The sequence below is a fragment of the Dyadobacter psychrotolerans genome (assembly GCF_004349265.1).
Lineage (GTDB): Bacteria > Bacteroidota > Bacteroidia > Cytophagales > Spirosomataceae > Dyadobacter > Dyadobacter psychrotolerans.
This window is the reverse complement of the sequence record NZ_SMFL01000023.1, coordinates 37,467-53,701: the sequence shown is the minus strand read 5'-3', so window position 1 is coordinate 53,701 and position 16,235 is coordinate 37,467. Positions and strand designations below refer to the sequence as shown.

Here is a 16,235-nt window from a genome sequence, read left to right as displayed (position 1 = left end):
TTATATCGATACCAGTTTTTTAAAGCTGGCCAAAGCCTTTTTGTTTTCGATAGATTCCCTTGCCATTGCAACTGAATCCAATAAAGACATGGAAGGATTGGCGCAGTGGAGGGCAAGTCCGGCATTGGCGAGTACAGCCTGCATTTGTGCGGGTGTAGCTTCGTTGTTTAGCACGTTCATGAAAATCTGAGCAGAAGCTTGCACTGTTTCGCCCCCCGAAAGTTCCTCAGCGCGCAGTGTATTAAGCCCCAAATGTGATGGAGTCAGAACTTGCTCAGTGTGAGCGGTTATGATTTTAAAAGCACCTGTTAATGACACTTCGTCGTAGCCGTCTAATGCGTGAAGAACTAAAAACTGCTTATCGGTTTGTTGGTAAAGATAAGCAAAAAGCCGTGCTAATTCAAGACTAAAAACCCCTACAAGCTGTTTTTTGGGAGACACCGGATTGGTCATCGGACCGAGCATATTGAAAAAGGTTTTTACACCTAATTCCCTTCTGACCGGAGCCACATTTTTCATTGCCGGGTGAAACAGCGGAGCATGAAGAAAACATACACCGGCCTCTGCGATCTGTTTTTCAAGAATACTTTTATCGTTGGTAAACTTTGCGCCCAGATATTCTAAAACGGTAGATGAGCCGCAAAGGGAGGAAACGCCGTGGTTACCATGTTTGGCAACATGCTGCCCTGCTCCTGCCACTACAAAACAGGAAAGCGTTGATATGTTAAAGGTATCCTTTCCGTCACCGCCGGTCCCGCAAACATCAATCGGATCGTAGGCTGACAGATCAACGGCGAGGCACATTTCCAGCATGGCATCACGAAAACCTTCCAGTTCTTCTACCGTAATGCTGCGCATGGCATAAATGGTCAGGAAAGCGGCAATTTCCGAATTGGAATACTTTCCTGAACTGATTCCGATCAGTATTTCTTTTGACTGCTGTTTGGTTAAAACTTTATATTCAAAAAGATGGCTAAGAATGGCTTTCATTACAAATTAATGGGTATTGTGAGCGAAAAATTGGCTGCCTTAATGCAGGTACCAGTTTTACAGGAAGGCATTATTTTTAAATTTTGAAACAAAATACGGGAATTGAAATCTCAATTAAATACTCAGCCAGTTTTGCAGCATTTCTTTTCCGTGTTCTGTCAAAACAGATTCAGGATGAAATTGAAGGCCTTTTACATCATACTTTTTATGTGAAAGACCCATCACCCGTCCTTTGTCATCCAGGGCAGTAATTGTGATATCATCGGTAAAAGTCTCCGGCATTACAGTCCATGAATGATACCGTCCGACTTTAATTTCCCTCGGCAGCCCTTTGAAGATACGTTCGTCCGGATCTGTTACAAATGCAGTATCACTGATTCCGTGTAATACATCTGTCATATTTTCAAGATCTGCGCCATAAACTTCACCAATGCCCTGATGACCCAGACATATTCCCAGAATGCTTTTCGTGGGACCATATTCACGAACAACGTCCTGTAAAATCCCAGCTTCAGAAGGTATCCCGGGACCCGGAGAGAGAAGTATTTTATCATACTTTCCTACGTCTTCCAGTGAGATTTTATCATTCCGGAAAATGTCTACCTGGTCATTTAACTCACGCAGGATATATACCAGGTTGTAGGTAAAAGAATCGTAATTGTCAATAACAAGAATTTTCATATTTGGTTGGCTATCAGCGTTCAGCGACTAGCTTTCAGCTCTGTTTTTCGTTACTTACTTTGCAAAAGATCACTTTGATCCGGATTTTGCTATTTACACAATCACTTTATAATCAAGAACAAGTTCATCTCCCGGCTTTCCGCGAATTCCCCAATTGACCAATGGAGTTTCTGTTAAAGTAATTTCTATATCATTTGGAGAAATGCCAAGTTCTTTTTCAAAGCGTTCAAATATCAGCTGGTATAAAAGCTTTTTAGTTTCCGCCGACCGGCCTTCAAAAAGAGCAATTTCCAGAATGGTATATTGTTCACTTCTTCCTTCGGGATAGTAAAATTCCTCTTTGTCAAGATAAAAAAAGCGATGGGCTCTTTTATTTTCCGGATACCTGAAAGCTTCAACGACACAAGAATGCAATGTGTCGGAGAGTTTTTCTCTTAGCGGCATCAGGTGTGTCCGTAAACCATATATTTTGATCTGTGACATAAGATTTCTTAAATTCCTTCCGCAAAATCGATCGCTTTTCTGAGCGCCGCCAGTTTGCTGTTGATTTCCTGTAATTCACTTTCAACCACAGATTTTGCCACAACACCCATCCCGGCCCGATAAAATAAAGTATTATCCTTACTCAAAAATGTCCGTATCGCGATCGCATGATTAAAATCACCGTTGAAATCCATAAACCCAATGGCCCCGCCATAAATACTCCGGTTGGTTGTTTCCATCTGGTCGATGAGTTTCATCGCATTGTGTTTTGGTGCTCCGGTGAGTGTTCCGGCCGGGAAAGTATCTGCAACCAACTGTAACGGATTTACGTCTTCTTTCATTTGACCAACCACTTTGGAAACCAAATGGATTACATGCGAGTAATATTGCACTTCCTTGTAATTGGTAACCTTCACGGCATCACAGCTTCTGCTGAGGTCGTTACGGGCCAGATCTACAAGCATCACATGCTCGGCCGTTTCTTTTGGATCGTTTAACAAATCCTGAGCTGCTTCTGCATCCGCCTGATCGTCACCTGTTCTTCGGAAAGTACCCGCAATCGGATGAATTTCTGCCTGTCCGTTTTTTATAAATATTTGTTTTTCAGGAGATGAGCCAAAAATCTTATAGTTGCCGTAATCGAAATAAAACAAATACGGAGAAGGATTAATCGACCGCAGCGCTCTGTATACATTAAATTCATCACCCTGAAAATCCCTGCTGAAACGTCGGGAAGGTACGATCTGGAAAACGTCACCCCGCAAACAGTAATCTATACCTTTTTGGATTACAACCCGCATTTCATCATCCGTCACATTTGAAGTTTCTCCGGAAGTAATCTTAAAATCGTATTTAGGAAAATTTCTGTTTTTAATCAGGATTTCAATCTGCTCCAAACCACTTTCTTCTGTATTCCCACCATACTGATGTTCAAAGATATACAGTTCGTTTTTAAAGTGATTTATGGCAATAACGTATCTGTAAACCTGATAAAAAATCTGGTCTATTTCTGTTTCCGGGCTGGAAGGTTGAATGGTAATATCTTCAAAATAAGATACTGCATCGTAAGTCATGTGGCCAAAAAGTCCGTTGGTTATAAACGGGAATTTACTTTTTTCGGAAACAAAACTTTGAGCAAAACCATAAAGCGCCTGCACTGCATCTTTCGGATTTTCCAGTGCGAAACTTTCCTTTTCACCATCCGGGAACAATGTTGTTACCACACTGTTATTCAGTTTAAAAGAAGCAACCGGATCGCAGCAGATGTAGGTAAACGAGTTTTCATTACCATGGTAATCCGAGCTTTCCAGCAGGATGGTATTTACAAAACGGTCACGAAGCTTTAAATAAATAGATACCGGTGTGAGCGTATCTGCCAGCAAGGTTTTATGCTTTGTAGATATGGAATAAGTTTTGGTCAAAGTTTTCATCAGGAATATTAGGTTAACAATAACAAAAAAAGGCCCGCTGTCGGAAGGACAGCGAGCCGTAAGGAAAGTATATTTTCATGTTATACTATGCAATAGCGTTTACTCGTCCATCCTGTTAAGACGTGCGCGCCACCAACCAATTGTATTACATGCGTATTTCATAATTCTGATTAAAATGTCCTTCTGAGAGGATATTTGTTTAATACACAAATATATAAAAAGAGATTTAAGAATTTCAAAAATTGGTACACTTTTTAATTATTTATACCACCAATTAAAATTTTTGGTTGCCCGCGGTTTAAAAGAGCAAAAAGGAGACAAATCTGAATTTAACCAGGCAATTTTGACAATCCTGAATTTAATCTGTTCCGTTCTGATAACGAGTCTTTTAAGTTTGCGGGTGCCTCAAATCAGTGCGCTGAGGTTTCTCTAAACCAATTTTCCCCGCAATCTGGCCCGAATAGAGAATTGTGAAAGCACTGTTTTTTGCCTGACGTTAGGGTGCAGCATCTCTTGTTTTCTTTTCCCTGATTCGTTTTACAATTCTCACGGCGGTCATCATCAGCACGGCAAAGATGATCAGTCCCAAAACACCCCAAAGCCAGTCAACCGTATTTTTGAGCACAACCAGAAAAACGATGGAAAATAAAAAGATGGTTGCTACCTCATTAAACAGCCTGAGCTGAAAGGAAGTAAAGCGAAATTTTCCTTCTCTCAATTCCAGAAGAATTTTTTTGATATAAAAATGATAAGCGACCAGGCCAAGCACGAACATCAGTTTTAGCTGCATCCACCCCTGCTGCAAAAATTCAGGTGTGATATACAAAAGTGTACTGCCAAAAATCAGAGTGAGCCAACAGGCTGGTGTCATGATCGCATTCCATAAGAGCTTTTCCATTTTGATAAACTGAGCAAAAAGAATCAGTCTTTCAACTTCCGGTTTGTCGTTGGCCTCTGTATGATAAATAAAAAGCCGGGGCATGTAGAAAAGGCCGGCAAACCAGCTGACCACAAAAATGATATGAAGCGCTTTGAAATGAAGGTAGTCCATGTTGGTTAAAAATCGTTGGCAGATCCGACGGCTGTCAAATCTAAAGCAATCTATTAGGTGGTAAATTTCGTAAATTATTCACAAGGAAACGGAATAAACTTTCTTCTGTCACCCTGTGTTATCTTTTAATAAAATTCATAGATCAACAATGAAAACAACCGTCTCGCTTTTCACTTTCCTGTTTTTGTGCTGCATGGTTGCGATGTCATGTGCACAATCGGATAAAAAGCAAAAGAACAAAATGAATAAGGAATCTGCTGCATTGGATGAAGCAAATGTAAATACTGCTGGTACTGAAATGGCAACTTTTGGTACAGGCTGTTTCTGGTGTACCGAAGCGGTGCTGGAATCGCTCGATGGCGTGAAAAAAGTGGTGTCCGGTTATTCAGGTGGGCAGGTTGCCAATCCGTCTTATAAAGCTGTTTGTACAGGAGAAACCGGCCATGCGGAATGTGTGGAGGTGACTTACGACCCCAAAGTGATTACTTACGCGGAGCTGCTTGAAGCATTTTTCCGCAGTCACGATCCGACTTCACTAAACCGCCAGGGAAATGACGTGGGAACACAATATCGTTCGGTGATTTTTTATCATAATGATGAGCAAAAGAAACTTGCAGAAGAAGCAAAAACAGAGCTGGATAAGTCTGGTGCATACAACAAACCGATTGTTACGGAAATTACCAAGGCTGTAAAGTTCTATGTTGCTGAGGATTACCACCAAAATTATTTTGCCAACAATCCGGATCAGGGATATTGTGCATTTGTAATCGCTCCGAAACTGGATAAGTTTAAAAAGGTTTTTAAAGAGAAGCTTAAAAAAGAGATCTGATTTTAATATGCGCGGATATCCGGCTTCGTCCGTTTATCACAAACTTTCTCCGTATAATAAGTTGAGATGGCACAAGTTTTGAGACATTGAAATAATGCCTTTAATTTGTGCCATTATTAATTTAAATAACCAATCTATTACGATGAAAAAGACTCTATTAATGCTTTGTGTTGCTACTATACTGAGCCTTGCCTCTGAAAAAGCTTTTGCTCAATTTGAAAAAGGAGATAAAATTTTAAATGTAGGTATCGGCGGCGGTGGTTATGGCTTTTATGGCGGTGGCTTTGCCGTTGGCGGATCATTTGAGGTTGGCGTTCACGAGTTTATAAGTGTTGGTGCTCAGGCCGATCTGAATTTTTACAATTACAGCTACGGGTTTGGATATGCTAAGAGCAATTACATCTCTGTGCCAATTGCTGCAAGAGGATCTTACCACTACGGAAAGCATTTTCTTACAATTGATAAATTAGACCTTTATGCAGGACCTGTTTTGGGTTTTAGTATCGATGGTAACGAATATTATAGCGGAACTTCCATAGTTATTGGTGTTCAGGCTGGCGCAAGATATTACTTCAAACCAGCTATGGGAGCTTTTGCTGAATTTTCAGGGGGATCAAATGTAATTCCTGCGAAAGTGGGTCTTTCCTTCAAATTCTAAGAAAATAAAAGGCATAAAAAAACGGCTGGGAGAGTCCCCAGCCGTTTTTTTATGCCAAATTTCAGAAACTCATTTTTATTGAAAGCCCTGCAGACTGTGTTGCAGGATTATAGGACGGGCTAAAATTGAAGGCAAACGCTTCCTTTCTGCGACGCAGCTCATCTTTTACGAGAAGTGCCTTTTGTGTGTACCTTTTCTTTTTTACAAACCCGATAATGGTCAATGGGATGCCCGAACCCAGGCCAGCTATAAACATCATGTAGCCCCCCAGAAATTGCCCAAAACCGTTGTACCCATTGATATTATCAGCACTTGCCATAACACCTATCCCGGCTCCTGTTAGTGCAGCACCCCCTACTAACCCCACGGTGCCCATTTTTCTATAATTATCTGCCTTTTTAAGGTAGAATTTATAGTTTGCCCTAAGCTGGTTTGCATCCCAGTTACTTATCGTCTGCATCGATAAACTGGGCTTTGGAGCAGTCTTTCCATAGGGTGTAACCGGAGCTGGTGCGGTTATCTCATCATAATATACTTCTGGTTTTTCTTCATAATTTTTGGTTTCACCATTTCCATAATGAATTGAAACAATGTCCGATTTCTGAACAAAAAACACCGGTCCTTCCGGATCCGTTATTTTCCTGTATTTAATACTTTGATCCTGCACTTCCTGAATAATGACTTCAAGTTTTGTATTATCCCGCAGAATAATAATATCGTTTTTTCGGGCGGTTTGCGCCTGGCAGAATGAGGCTACAACAAGAAACAGGCTGAGCAGCGAAGCACTCAGTTTAAATGGAAAATTTTTCATTAGGCTAGCAGATGATTTAGAACTCTAACAGCCGGCAATTTCAGAAGTAAATATTGAAAAAAATAAAATTAAACCCCGAATTTATTTAACTGCTTCACCAATACCTCAAAGTCCTTGGGATAAGGCGCTTCAACACGGACAGGCTCACCATTCATCAACGCAAATGACAGAGAATAAGCATGTAAGGCAACCCGCTGGATCAGGGGTTGTTCTTCTGTTTCTTTTTTCAGGTTAAATTTCTTTTTCAGGCTCGAAAGAAAAATGGGTTCTCCTCCATACTGCGGATCACACACAATCGGGGCTTTCAGACACGAAAGGTGAATTCGTATCTGGTGCATGCGACCGGTGATCGGGATGCACTCAACCAGCGTATAACCGCGATATACTTTCAAAGTATTAAAAATGGTTTCCGCAACCTTTCCTTCTGCCCGGTCAATTTTGACAGCAGTACCGTTTTTCAGGGCGAGAATAGGCAAATAAACAGAAATACTATCCAGATTATGAATGCCGTTGGCAACTGCATGATAGCGTTTTGTCACTTCACGATGCTCAAACTGCATCGCTAAATGGCGGTATGCTGCCGGATTTTTGGCAAAGGCGAGTACGCCAGAAGTTTCCTTATCAAGACGGTGTGCAGCCTGAAGTTCAGGATTGTGTTCTTTTGCAAGTCTTAGCAAACTTCCTCCTCTGTCGGCAGTTCTTTCGTCCAGTGTGGCAAGATGAGGCGGCTTGTTAACAAGTAAAAAGTCGTTATCCTCAAATAATATGATGTCCTTAAAATTGATTTTCATAAATGTTAAACTAAAAATAATCCGGATAAATTACCTGACATCAGCAATTTATCCGGATTATTTCGACTTGATATATTTTATTCCCTGATTGTCGTGTTAGGACAAAGGTAGTTATTTGTTTCGGGAAGCGTGATTATTACACCAATGCACTCACTTTGGTAGGGTTCGGATTGATGGTGTCGGATTCTACCAATCCATCCCGAAGCCTCACGATCCGGTGGGCGTAATGCGCAATATCTTCCTCGTGGGTAACCATTACAATCGTATTTCCTTTGCTGTAAAGCTGGTCGAAAAGATCCATGATTTCGTAGGAGGTCTTGGAGTCAAGGTTACCGGTAGGCTCATCTGCCAGCAAAATACTCGGGTCATTCACAAGCGCTCTGGCAATGGCTACACGCTGGCGCTGACCACCCGAAAGCTCGTTGGGCCTGTGTCCTGCCCTGTTTTCCAAGCCCACGTTTTTAAGTGAAAGCATGGCTTTTTCGGTACGGTCGGATTTGCTTAAACCTGCATAAATCAGCGGAAGCGCAACATTATCCAGAGAAGACATGCGGGGTAACAGGTTAAATGTCTGAAAAACGAACCCGATTTCCTTGTTACGAATTTCGGCAAGCTCACTTTCAGTCATATCACTCACATCCTTGTTATTGAGGACATACCTTCCGGTTGAAGGCGTATCAAGGCAACCGATAATATTCATCAGTGTCGATTTTCCCGAACCGGAAGGACCCATAAATGCCACGTATTCTCCCTTGTTGACAGAAATAGTAACGGATTTGAGCGCCTGAATCACTTCACTGCCCATGACGTAACGCTTGGAGATATCGGAGGTTTCTATAATTTTCATATTCACTTTTTGGAATAGCTGATGTCTGATAAAATGATGTTCAGGAAGCTGTTGCTGCGCCTGTCGCCGCACCTCTCCTCCTTCTTCTTTTGAAATAATTACCTAAAAATAAACCTGTTAGGATCAGCACTCCGGCATTTTCTCCGGCGAATGAGCCGGTAATGTCGCCTGTATCTTGAAAAAAGGTTTGTAGCTGTTCATAGTGAAACACTTCCTGAGTTTCTTCGTGGTTTTGACGAAGTAACATCCATTCTTTCATGAAAAAGTTTTGCCGCCTCCAGATATATTTTTCGCCTGATGGGAGAAGCAGTTCCGCCTTTTTACCTGAATGAAATTGGACAACGCCAATGATTTTATTGTCATTTTTTAGATCATGAATATTTACGGTGCGTTTTAAAAAACCTTTTACATCGTAAAAAAGATGAATACTATTGAGCTTTGCCTGCACATCGTAGGAGAACATGGCATCCTGCCACATTTCACCGACAGGTATTTCTCCATCCAGAATCACAATTTTCCGGCTGAATGCTTCTTTAATCCAATGTAATTTTGTTCCCATCTGTATCTTAATATTGGCTTTTATAATAACCTCAGGAAGCAGCAGCGGTCATTCTGATAAAATGAATCTGCACATACATGGCTGCCAGAATAATTGGTGCAGGCATGCTGTCATATTCAATCGTGCCTTCATTGTTCCACATGCTTTTCTTCACAAAATGAGCAGTGTCTTCCGGGCCTTTTATATCCCAATCCATCCGTTTCCATGAATTGAATTTCCATTCGTAGCTGATCTGTTGATAGGTAATCAATGCCGTGCTTTTCCAAAAGTTGTATTCAATTTTGCCCAATTCATTTTTCCCTTCAATATCAAGAATTTTTGTTTCAGAATTCCAAAATCCTTTTGGTTTAAAAGTAAGCAGATGACCGTTAAGTTCGCCATAGGCATCGGTCTTCCAGGCACTGGTTTTTAAAAGTCCTACAATGACTTTTCCCCTGAAAATGCGGCACTCATTTCCGATCCACGAAGATTTCCAGGTTAACGTCATTTGAATTATATGAAGTGTTACTGATTATTTCATAAAAATATTAAATCATTGAAACTCTGCCCGCTGTTTTTCGATAAGAGCGCGCATGGGTTGATAGCGATTCATAAATTGCTGATAACCGGCAGGCAGGGCATACTGTTTCACTTTGGCTTCTCCGTTTGCGGCTTGCTCGGTCAGTCCCTGTTCAAGGCTTAAAAAGGTATATTGCTCCCAAAGTTCTGGTGCGTATTCATTGAAACGAAGTGCTGTCAGCACCATGTCATAAGCTTTTTTAGTCTGCTTTTTTCTGCGGTACCATTCCGAAGCTCCGGCTACAATTTTTGCATCAAAAGGGTTGTCTCTAACTGCCTGATCGAAATTTTTGTCTGACGGCGATTTGATAGTAATAGCAAGCAGGCTGTCCGATTTCATTTTCGGTTTAATTCCCGAAAACAATGTTTTCTTTAATTGGTCAATCGCCGCCGCTGATTCTTTTCCCTGGATTTTTTCCAAAAGTATAACTGCTACTGCCTGTTTGTCGGACAGCGCATTGGCAACGGCCGTTCCCAAAGTTCCTTCAATGCCATCCACAAGAGAAAGCTGCTGAATAGCCTGTTCATATAAACCCAGCTGTAAAAACCAGTTTCCTAAAACTTTACGATACTGCTGTTTTTTGTCTCCGTCCTCCTCCGACCATGCCGAAAGAATATCAATTGCTCTTAACTTGTTACCGCTGTAAAACTCAGGATAAAGGGAAGCAAAGGAAAGATCCTGTGACAGGAGAGGATTTTTTGCAGCGAGTTTCGGAAGAAATGTAGCAGGAAGACTGTCTTGCCTGGCCTGATTCGTCGTGTAATTCTGCAAATAGGCAAAAGCAGAAACGCTCAGTAAAGAATCCGCCGGAATAACGGTTGACTGGAAATCACGTTTTGAAAAGTTTTGTCTTAAATTTTGTACAGCCAACCAGTTGGCCTGCCATGAAATGTAGCTTTTTTCTTCAATTTTCGATGCCAGTGAATCAAGAAGACGGCTGTCTGCACTTTTAGCCAGTATGGCCAGCAGGTTTGTTGCAGGAACCTCCTCCCGTTTTGTTGCTTTTTCAGCTCTTTCAAGATAGTAATAGGCAGAGTCTGCAACATTGGTTTTTGCATAAAGCATTCCCAGGTTATTGAGAAGTTCACCGCTTTCCGGAAACGCCCTGATTCCTTCCTGCAAACTGGCGACGGCGTCAAAAAACAGATTTTCCTGTACCAAAATGGATCCCAGACCAGCATAGGCCTGAGCAGAAGGCTGTTTTAGCAGCGACTGCCGGAAATAGTAAGCGGCTGCATTGTTATCTCCCTGTTTTAACGCGAGGGAAGCCAGCGCATAGTTTGACTTATGGTTTTGAAATTCCTGCTGCAAAGCCAGTTTGTAATATTGTTCTGCCAGTGTGAATTCACCGGTTTTGCTGTATAAATCGCCCAGACCATTAAAATAACCTGCAATCCCCTGATTTAACGGCAAAAGCCGCTGCATGGAAAAGAGGATAATGACGGCTGCAAATCCAAATAACCTTGTTTGTGTCAGACCAAAACGAAGGGGTTTGTACAACACTTTATGAACCGCCAACCCCTGTTTGAACAATGGATAAAAATTGACCAGAATATAAAACAAAAACAAAAGGCTCATACCGAGCTGTCCCTGCACAACAACATCCTCCAGAACTTCCATCAAAGGGTCATTGGCTGATCCTGAAACAAAAGCTGCAAAGGCGATGGCAATCATAAACAAACCGAGATAAAGCCAAAAACCTGTTGTACGGAAAGGGATAAGCCCTCCGGTGGAATCTGCCCGTTTTCTGAAACCCCATAAACCGATAATTGCTGCGGTAAGCGCAAGGTACGCCGGACCGATCAAGGTAAGGTTCCAGTCGATCTGTTTTGTATTTCTGAGGTAGATTAAAGTTAAAAGCAGCAGGTATAAAATACTGATCACCAAAAAATTTACCAATCCTGATTTGCCGGTTTTACCAGAACCGGTTGTGCTTATCCAGACCAGCAATGCCATAATTTCGGTAGAAACAACAAGCAGGAATAAAACGGTAAGTAACAGCCAGAAAGGCAAAGAATATGAAATAGCGGCAAGTGCGGGAAAAGGCAGAGGTGAAGCGACAGATACCAAAATAGCCAGTACCGCCGACACGCCAAGCATACCGGTTATCCTGATGCTTACACCCAGATCGGGCCGGAACGCATGAAAATAATAACTCAGGCCGCCATAAAAAATTACGGTCAGTAAAAATAAAGTACGGCTTCCCTCACCAAAAACACCCAATGCTTCCGGACGTGCAAATGCAAGAAGTAAAATGAAGATTATCATTCCGGCCAGATACCAAAACCTGGATAAAGTAGTAAGTGCAGCCAAAAGAAAAGACAACCCGATCAATGCAAAAAACCAGAAAATCTGCACAGTGAGTATATCCGTTTCCATCACGGATGCAATGAAGTTTTCGGTAACCAGCTGCGACGGAACAGTAACGCCGTATTGCCACTGATCAATCCTGAGAAAATCGATAACCGTGGAAATTTCGGCTACTTCGCTGAGTACATTCCAGCGAATCACATTGGCCAGCGGGTCCAGACTTTTAAAAACGAAAAATAATATGGATAAAAATAGGATGATAAGCGCAGCCACGGTAGTACGACGCTCGGAGGGTGACCATACTTTCCAGAAAAAGAGTTCCTTCATAGTTTGTTTAAAACCGGATTTAAAAATTACTTAACGCAAGAATACAGCGTTTTTCTATAATGTTCGGGTTTTAAACATTAATGTCCTGTAATTTCTACCAAATCAGTTGTTTCAAGGAGTTGAATAGCCCGAAATAAGTTTTTTTCAAAAATCTCCCTTAATCTGTTTTTTGAAGTGTTGCCGCAGGTAAGCCAGATTACTTTGGGAGGAGCTCCATGCCTGTTTAATAAGGATACAAAGTCATCATCTTTTGTTATGACAATGGCATTTTTTTCACGGGCAGCAAAAAAATTTTCACGGTCATTGGAATCCCGTAAATTCAAATAAACCGCGGAATAACATTCAAGGTTAAATGTACTGGTAATCCATAGTGCCAACCCTGGCGGAATATGAGCGTCGAGAATCAGCATTAACATCAGGCGGCCTGAAGAACCGGATGATTTACTTTGGTTACAGCATACAGCAGACAGGCAGTGATGTCATCTGCTTCGAGATCGGGCAACTCCTCTGTAACGATTTGTTCAGGCGTTAAGCCTGCGGCCAGCAACTCAAGAACATCGGTTACCCGAATCCGCATTCCACGAATACATGGTTTGCCACCGCATTGTTCGGGATTGAATGTAATACGTTCTAAAAGCTGGACATTCATGAGCGATTCCTGATGTGATAAATCAAATTTAATGTTTTGTCTGCGTTTTTCAAACCGCTTCTACCGCTGGTTTTTGTTTGAGTAAGAAAAATCATAGAATAAAAAACACCGGCAAAACTGTATTTCTTAACTGCTTCTAATCCCTTTTCTGAAAATCTGCCTACTGTTTTCGATAAAATCCGGCATTTTTCTAAAAAATATCCTATAAATCAGTGGGGCATCTATTGGTACTGACCAAATTATCTCATACTTTTGCGGTCTGAAAATAACCTCATCGAAGATAATCTAAATCATATTAATGGCAAACGCAACAAATACAGGAAAAATTACCCAGGTAATTGGACCAGTTGTAGACGTATCGTTTGAAGACAGCGGACGCATCCCTGCTATTCTTGATGCGTTAGAAGTCATCAAAACAAACGGTCAAAGAGTAATTCTTGAGTGTCAGCAACACTTGGGTGAAGACAGAGTTCGTACCATCGCGATGGACAGTACCGAAGGTATGCAGCGCGGTATGACGGTAACTCCGCTTGGTTCACCGATCAAAATACCAACAGGCGAGGCGATCAAAGGCCGCTTGTTTAATGTAATCGGAGAAGCGATCGATGGTCTTACGCCAATCGATTCTGCCGGAAATGGTATTTCCATTCACCGTGCAGCTCCAAAATACGAAGATCTTGCAACAGCAACTGAGGTACTTTTTACAGGTATCAAAGTAATCGATTTGATCGCTCCTTATGTAAAAGGTGGTAAAATTGGTTTGTTTGGTGGTGCGGGTGTTGGTAAAACCGTATTGATCCAGGAGCTGATCAACAACATCGCGAAAGCTTATGCTGGTCTTTCAGTGTTTGCAGGTGTTGGAGAGCGTACACGTGAAGGAAATGACCTGATGCGTGAGATGATCGAAGCGGGTATCATTAAATATGGTGATGCTTTCAAACATAGCATGGAAGAAGGCGGCTGGGATATTTCAAAAGTGGATTACGAAACTTTGAAAGACTCGCAGGCAACTTTTGTTTTCGGACAAATGAACGAACCTCCCGGCGCACGTGCCCGTGTTGCTTTGACAGGTCTTACAGTTGCTGAATATTTCCGTGACGGAGATGGCGAAGGGCAGGGACGTGATATCCTTTTCTTTATCGATAACATTTTCCGTTTTACACAGGCAGGTTCTGAGGTATCAGCCCTTTTGGGACGTATGCCTTCTGCGGTGGGTTACCAACCTACCCTGGCTACTGAAATGGGTCAGATGCAGGAACGTATCACATCTACAAAACGTGGTTCTATCACATCTGTGCAGGCTGTTTACGTACCTGCGGATGACTTGACGGATCCGGCACCGGCAACAACATTTACCCACTTGGACGCAACAACTACGCTTTCACGTAAAGTTGCTGAAAAAGGTATTTATCCTGCCGTGGATCCACTAGATTCAGTTTCTCGTATCCTGAATGCAGAAACACTTGGAGCTGCTCATTATGATTGTGCTCAGCGTGTAAAAAACATTCTGCAGCGTTACAAAGAATTACAGGATATCATTGCGATCCTTGGTATGGAAGAGCTTTCTGATGAAGATAAGCTGATCGTATCACGTGCCCGCCGGGTTGAACGTTTCTTGTCACAGCCTTTCTTTGTTGCTGAGCAGTTTACAGGTCTTAAAGGTGTGTTGGTAGATATCAACGATACCATCAAAGGCTTTAACCTGATCATGGACGGAGATTATGACCACCTTCCTGAAATGGCTTTCAATCTGGTTGGAACCATCGAAGATGCGCAGGCAAAAGGTGAGAAAATGCTTGCAGAAGCCAGCAACAGATCATAGTTTTAAGTAACAGTTGACAGTTAGCAGTTAGCGTTTAGCTAACAGCTATTAGCTGACAGCTAAAAGCTAACTAATATGCATTTAGAAATAATTACCCCAGATAAAAAAGTGTTTGCCGGAGAGGCAGATGCTGTGACATTACCGGGTACCGAAGGACAGTTTCAGGTTTTGAACCGCCATGCACCGTTGGTAAGCACGTTAGGCAAAGGAAACGTAGTTGTTGATGTAAGTGGCGTAAAGCAAACTTATGTTATCGACGGTGGCGTTGTTGAAGTGTTGAACAACAGGGTTTTAGTTTTGGCTGAGGCTATTTTGTAGGAATAATAGATTTTAATTTGAAAGCAGAAGCTGTGCAAACGGCTTCTGCTTTTTTTGTTTTAGGTGATCCATACTGTGTGATTGATTAAACGGTTCTGTCTGCGAAGTTTTCCTGTATAGATTTGCAGGCTATACGGTGTTTGTTTTGTCCACACAATTGATTATTATTGAACGGTTTATATAAATTGTAAGCCGTTATCCTTACACCCAAACCTTTAATCCTCATCGTCTGTGAAACTCTTTATCAAAAACCTCCAAAAAACTTATCCCAATGGTGTACAGGCCCTGAAAGGGGTGAATCTTACAATTGAAACCGGCATGTTTGGTTTACTTGGACCAAACGGTGCTGGAAAATCTTCTTTGATGCGTACAATTGCTACTTTGCAGGAGGCAGACGCCGGCAGTATTTTTCTGGATGATCTTGATGTTTTGAAAGATAAAGCGGAGGTGCGAAAGATTCTGGGTTATTTGCCTCAGGAATTTGGTGTTTATCCCAAAATCAGCTCTGAGCTGATGCTGGATCATATTGCGCAGTTAAAAGGAATTTTAGATACAAAAGAGAGAAAACAGACCGTCGCCGCCCTGCTCGACCGTGTCAATCTCTACAACGACAGGAAAAAACATCTGGGAACCTTCTCCGGCGGGATGAAACAACGCTTTGGAATTGCTCAGGCATTGTTAGCCAATCCAAAGCTAATCATCGTAGATGAACCCACAGCGGGCCTTGATCCGGCAGAACGCAACCGGTTTTACAACCTGCTGAGTGAACTGGGTGAAAATACGATTGTGATCCTGTCTACGCATATTGTTGAGGATGTCAGAACGCTTTGCAGCGACTTTGCTATTATCTGCAAGGGAGAAGTTTTACGAAACGGGAATCCGGATGAAGCTGTCAGGGAATTAAACGGATACATTTATTCGACTATGATTGAGAAATCAGACATAGCCGAATACAAAGAAAAATACCAGGTAATTTCGGCACAAATGAAAAGCGGAAAGCTGGGAATACGGATATTTTCAGAGACACATCCCGGAGCCGGCTTTATTTCTGCTGAGCCAATTTTAGAGGATATTTACTTTCATCAGATTGCAAGCAAAATGGACGTAATAACGCTGTAAG

At 41.9% G+C, this 16,235-nt stretch carries 18 protein-coding genes; 5 read left to right on the top strand and 13 right to left on the bottom strand.

The features are described from left to right. The 5 genes from trpD to E0F88_RS31870 all read right to left on the bottom strand — a co-directional run bounded on the left by trpD (position 1) and on the right by E0F88_RS31870 (position 4,635). Complete coding sequence (gene trpD / locus E0F88_RS31890; protein ID WP_131962575.1) at positions 1-990, bottom strand: anthranilate phosphoribosyltransferase; 990 nt, start codon at positions 988-990, stop codon at positions 1-3. A gap of 114 nt (positions 991-1,104) precedes the next feature. Continuing rightward, positions 1,105-1,671 (bottom strand): anthranilate synthase component II, encoded by a 567-nt coding sequence (locus E0F88_RS31885; protein WP_131962573.1) that lies wholly within the window; start codon positions 1,669-1,671, stop codon positions 1,105-1,107. Positions 1,672-1,764: 93 nt separating this feature from the next. Further along, a complete protein-coding gene (locus tag E0F88_RS31880; protein ID WP_131962571.1) occupies positions 1,765-2,154 on the bottom strand; it encodes a tautomerase family protein in 390 nt (129 codons plus the stop codon). Positions 2,155-2,162: 8 nt separating this feature from the next. After that, positions 2,163-3,584 carry an anthranilate synthase component I family protein gene (locus E0F88_RS31875; RefSeq protein ID WP_131962569.1) on the bottom strand — a complete coding sequence of 474 codons (1,422 nt, stop codon included), beginning with the start codon at positions 3,582-3,584 and terminating at the stop codon, positions 2,163-2,165. A gap of 496 nt (positions 3,585-4,080) precedes the next feature. Then, positions 4,081-4,635, bottom strand: coding sequence for a CopD family protein (locus E0F88_RS31870; RefSeq protein ID WP_131962567.1), 555 nt, complete (start codon positions 4,633-4,635; stop codon positions 4,081-4,083). A 148-nt stretch (positions 4,636-4,783) separates the two neighbouring features. Between E0F88_RS31870 and msrA the strand changes: the two genes are divergently transcribed. Together msrA and E0F88_RS31860 are read left to right on the top strand one after the other, a co-directional pair. Beyond that, positions 4,784-5,464 (top strand): peptide-methionine (S)-S-oxide reductase MsrA, encoded by a 681-nt coding sequence (gene msrA / locus E0F88_RS31865; protein ID WP_220466417.1) that lies wholly within the window; start codon positions 4,784-4,786, stop codon positions 5,462-5,464. A 142-nt stretch (positions 5,465-5,606) separates the two neighbouring features. After that, entirely contained in the window at positions 5,607-6,122 is a 516-nt protein-coding gene (locus tag E0F88_RS31860) for a hypothetical protein (RefSeq protein ID WP_131962565.1), read from the top strand. Between the two features lie 61 nt (positions 6,123-6,183). On the opposite strand, the gene E0F88_RS31855 is transcribed toward E0F88_RS31860, so the two are convergent. From E0F88_RS31855 to E0F88_RS31820, 8 genes are all read right to left on the bottom strand, one after another. Further along, positions 6,184-6,933 (bottom strand): hypothetical protein, encoded by a 750-nt coding sequence (locus E0F88_RS31855; protein ID WP_131962563.1) that lies wholly within the window; start codon positions 6,931-6,933, stop codon positions 6,184-6,186. Positions 6,934-7,001: 68 nt separating this feature from the next. After that, positions 7,002-7,724: an RluA family pseudouridine synthase gene (locus tag E0F88_RS31850; RefSeq protein ID WP_131962561.1), complete on the bottom strand. Its 723-nt coding sequence runs from the start codon at positions 7,722-7,724 to the stop codon at positions 7,002-7,004. 136 nt (positions 7,725-7,860) lie between these two features. Continuing rightward, positions 7,861-8,571 carry an ABC transporter ATP-binding protein gene (locus E0F88_RS31845; RefSeq protein WP_131962559.1) on the bottom strand — a complete coding sequence of 237 codons (711 nt, stop codon included), beginning with the start codon at positions 8,569-8,571 and terminating at the stop codon, positions 7,861-7,863. A gap of 40 nt (positions 8,572-8,611) precedes the next feature. Beyond that, on the bottom strand, positions 8,612-9,130 hold the full coding sequence (locus E0F88_RS31840; RefSeq protein WP_131962557.1) for a hypothetical protein: 519 nt from the start codon (positions 9,128-9,130) through the stop codon (positions 8,612-8,614). A gap of 31 nt (positions 9,131-9,161) precedes the next feature. Next, positions 9,162-9,617, bottom strand: a complete 456-nt coding sequence (locus E0F88_RS31835) for a hypothetical protein (protein WP_131962555.1) — start codon at positions 9,615-9,617, stop codon at positions 9,162-9,164. A gap of 45 nt (positions 9,618-9,662) precedes the next feature. Then, complete coding sequence (locus tag E0F88_RS31830) at positions 9,663-12,326, bottom strand: hypothetical protein (protein ID WP_131962553.1); 2,664 nt, start codon at positions 12,324-12,326, stop codon at positions 9,663-9,665. Positions 12,327-12,403: 77 nt separating this feature from the next. Then, positions 12,404-12,742 (bottom strand): DUF5615 family PIN-like protein, encoded by a 339-nt coding sequence (locus E0F88_RS31825; RefSeq protein ID WP_131962551.1) that lies wholly within the window; start codon positions 12,740-12,742, stop codon positions 12,404-12,406. After that, complete coding sequence (locus E0F88_RS31820; RefSeq protein ID WP_131962549.1) at positions 12,742-12,975, bottom strand: DUF433 domain-containing protein; 234 nt, start codon at positions 12,973-12,975, stop codon at positions 12,742-12,744. Before E0F88_RS31820 ends, E0F88_RS31825 begins: the two co-directional genes overlap by 1 nt. A gap of 298 nt (positions 12,976-13,273) precedes the next feature. On the opposite strand from E0F88_RS31820, the gene atpD reads away from it, so the two are divergent. The 3 genes from atpD to E0F88_RS31805 all read left to right on the top strand — a co-directional run bounded on the left by atpD (position 13,274) and on the right by E0F88_RS31805 (position 16,234). Beyond that, positions 13,274-14,797 (top strand): F0F1 ATP synthase subunit beta, encoded by a 1,524-nt coding sequence (atpD, locus tag E0F88_RS31815; RefSeq protein WP_131962548.1) that lies wholly within the window; start codon positions 13,274-13,276, stop codon positions 14,795-14,797. 75 nt (positions 14,798-14,872) lie between these two features. Further along, positions 14,873-15,115 carry an ATP synthase F1 subunit epsilon gene (atpC, locus tag E0F88_RS31810; RefSeq protein ID WP_131962546.1) on the top strand — a complete coding sequence of 81 codons (243 nt, stop codon included), beginning with the start codon at positions 14,873-14,875 and terminating at the stop codon, positions 15,113-15,115. Positions 15,116-15,346: 231 nt separating this feature from the next. Beyond that, the gene (locus E0F88_RS31805; protein ID WP_131962544.1) at positions 15,347-16,234 is read left to right on the top strand and encodes an ABC transporter ATP-binding protein; all 888 of its coding nucleotides are present in this window, start codon (positions 15,347-15,349) and stop codon (positions 16,232-16,234) included. Position 16,235 lies beyond the last annotated feature (1 nt).

What these genes read in the sequence shown, in the direction of transcription:
- trpD (WP_131962575.1), bottom strand. Translation starts at nt 990, where the DNA reads ATGAAAGCCATTCTTAGCCATCTTTTTGAATATAAAGTTTTAACCAAA.
- E0F88_RS31885 (WP_131962573.1), bottom strand. Translation starts at nt 1,671, where the DNA reads ATGAAAATTCTTGTTATTGACAATTACGATTCTTTTACCTACAACCTG.
- E0F88_RS31880 (WP_131962571.1), bottom strand. Translation starts at nt 2,154, where the DNA reads ATGTCACAGATCAAAATATATGGTTTACGGACACACCTGATGCCGCTA.
- E0F88_RS31875 (WP_131962569.1), bottom strand. Translation starts at nt 3,584, where the DNA reads ATGAAAACTTTGACCAAAACTTATTCCATATCTACAAAGCATAAAACC.
- E0F88_RS31870 (WP_131962567.1), bottom strand. Translation starts at nt 4,635, where the DNA reads ATGGACTACCTTCATTTCAAAGCGCTTCATATCATTTTTGTGGTCAGC.
- msrA (WP_220466417.1), top strand. Translation starts at nt 4,784, where the DNA reads ATGAAAACAACCGTCTCGCTTTTCACTTTCCTGTTTTTGTGCTGCATG.
- E0F88_RS31860 (WP_131962565.1), top strand. Translation starts at nt 5,607, where the DNA reads ATGAAAAAGACTCTATTAATGCTTTGTGTTGCTACTATACTGAGCCTT.
- E0F88_RS31855 (WP_131962563.1), bottom strand. Translation starts at nt 6,933, where the DNA reads ATGAAAAATTTTCCATTTAAACTGAGTGCTTCGCTGCTCAGCCTGTTT.
- E0F88_RS31850 (WP_131962561.1), bottom strand. Translation starts at nt 7,724, where the DNA reads ATGAAAATCAATTTTAAGGACATCATATTATTTGAGGATAACGACTTT.
- E0F88_RS31845 (WP_131962559.1), bottom strand. Translation starts at nt 8,571, where the DNA reads ATGAAAATTATAGAAACCTCCGATATCTCCAAGCGTTACGTCATGGGC.
- E0F88_RS31840 (WP_131962557.1), bottom strand. Translation starts at nt 9,130, where the DNA reads ATGGGAACAAAATTACATTGGATTAAAGAAGCATTCAGCCGGAAAATT.
- E0F88_RS31835 (WP_131962555.1), bottom strand. Translation starts at nt 9,617, where the DNA reads ATGACGTTAACCTGGAAATCTTCGTGGATCGGAAATGAGTGCCGCATT.
- E0F88_RS31830 (WP_131962553.1), bottom strand. Translation starts at nt 12,326, where the DNA reads ATGAAGGAACTCTTTTTCTGGAAAGTATGGTCACCCTCCGAGCGTCGT.
- E0F88_RS31825 (WP_131962551.1), bottom strand. Translation starts at nt 12,742, where the DNA reads ATGTTAATGCTGATTCTCGACGCTCATATTCCGCCAGGGTTGGCACTA.
- E0F88_RS31820 (WP_131962549.1), bottom strand. Translation starts at nt 12,975, where the DNA reads ATGAATGTCCAGCTTTTAGAACGTATTACATTCAATCCCGAACAATGC.
- atpD (WP_131962548.1), top strand. Translation starts at nt 13,274, where the DNA reads ATGGCAAACGCAACAAATACAGGAAAAATTACCCAGGTAATTGGACCA.
- atpC (WP_131962546.1), top strand. Translation starts at nt 14,873, where the DNA reads ATGCATTTAGAAATAATTACCCCAGATAAAAAAGTGTTTGCCGGAGAG.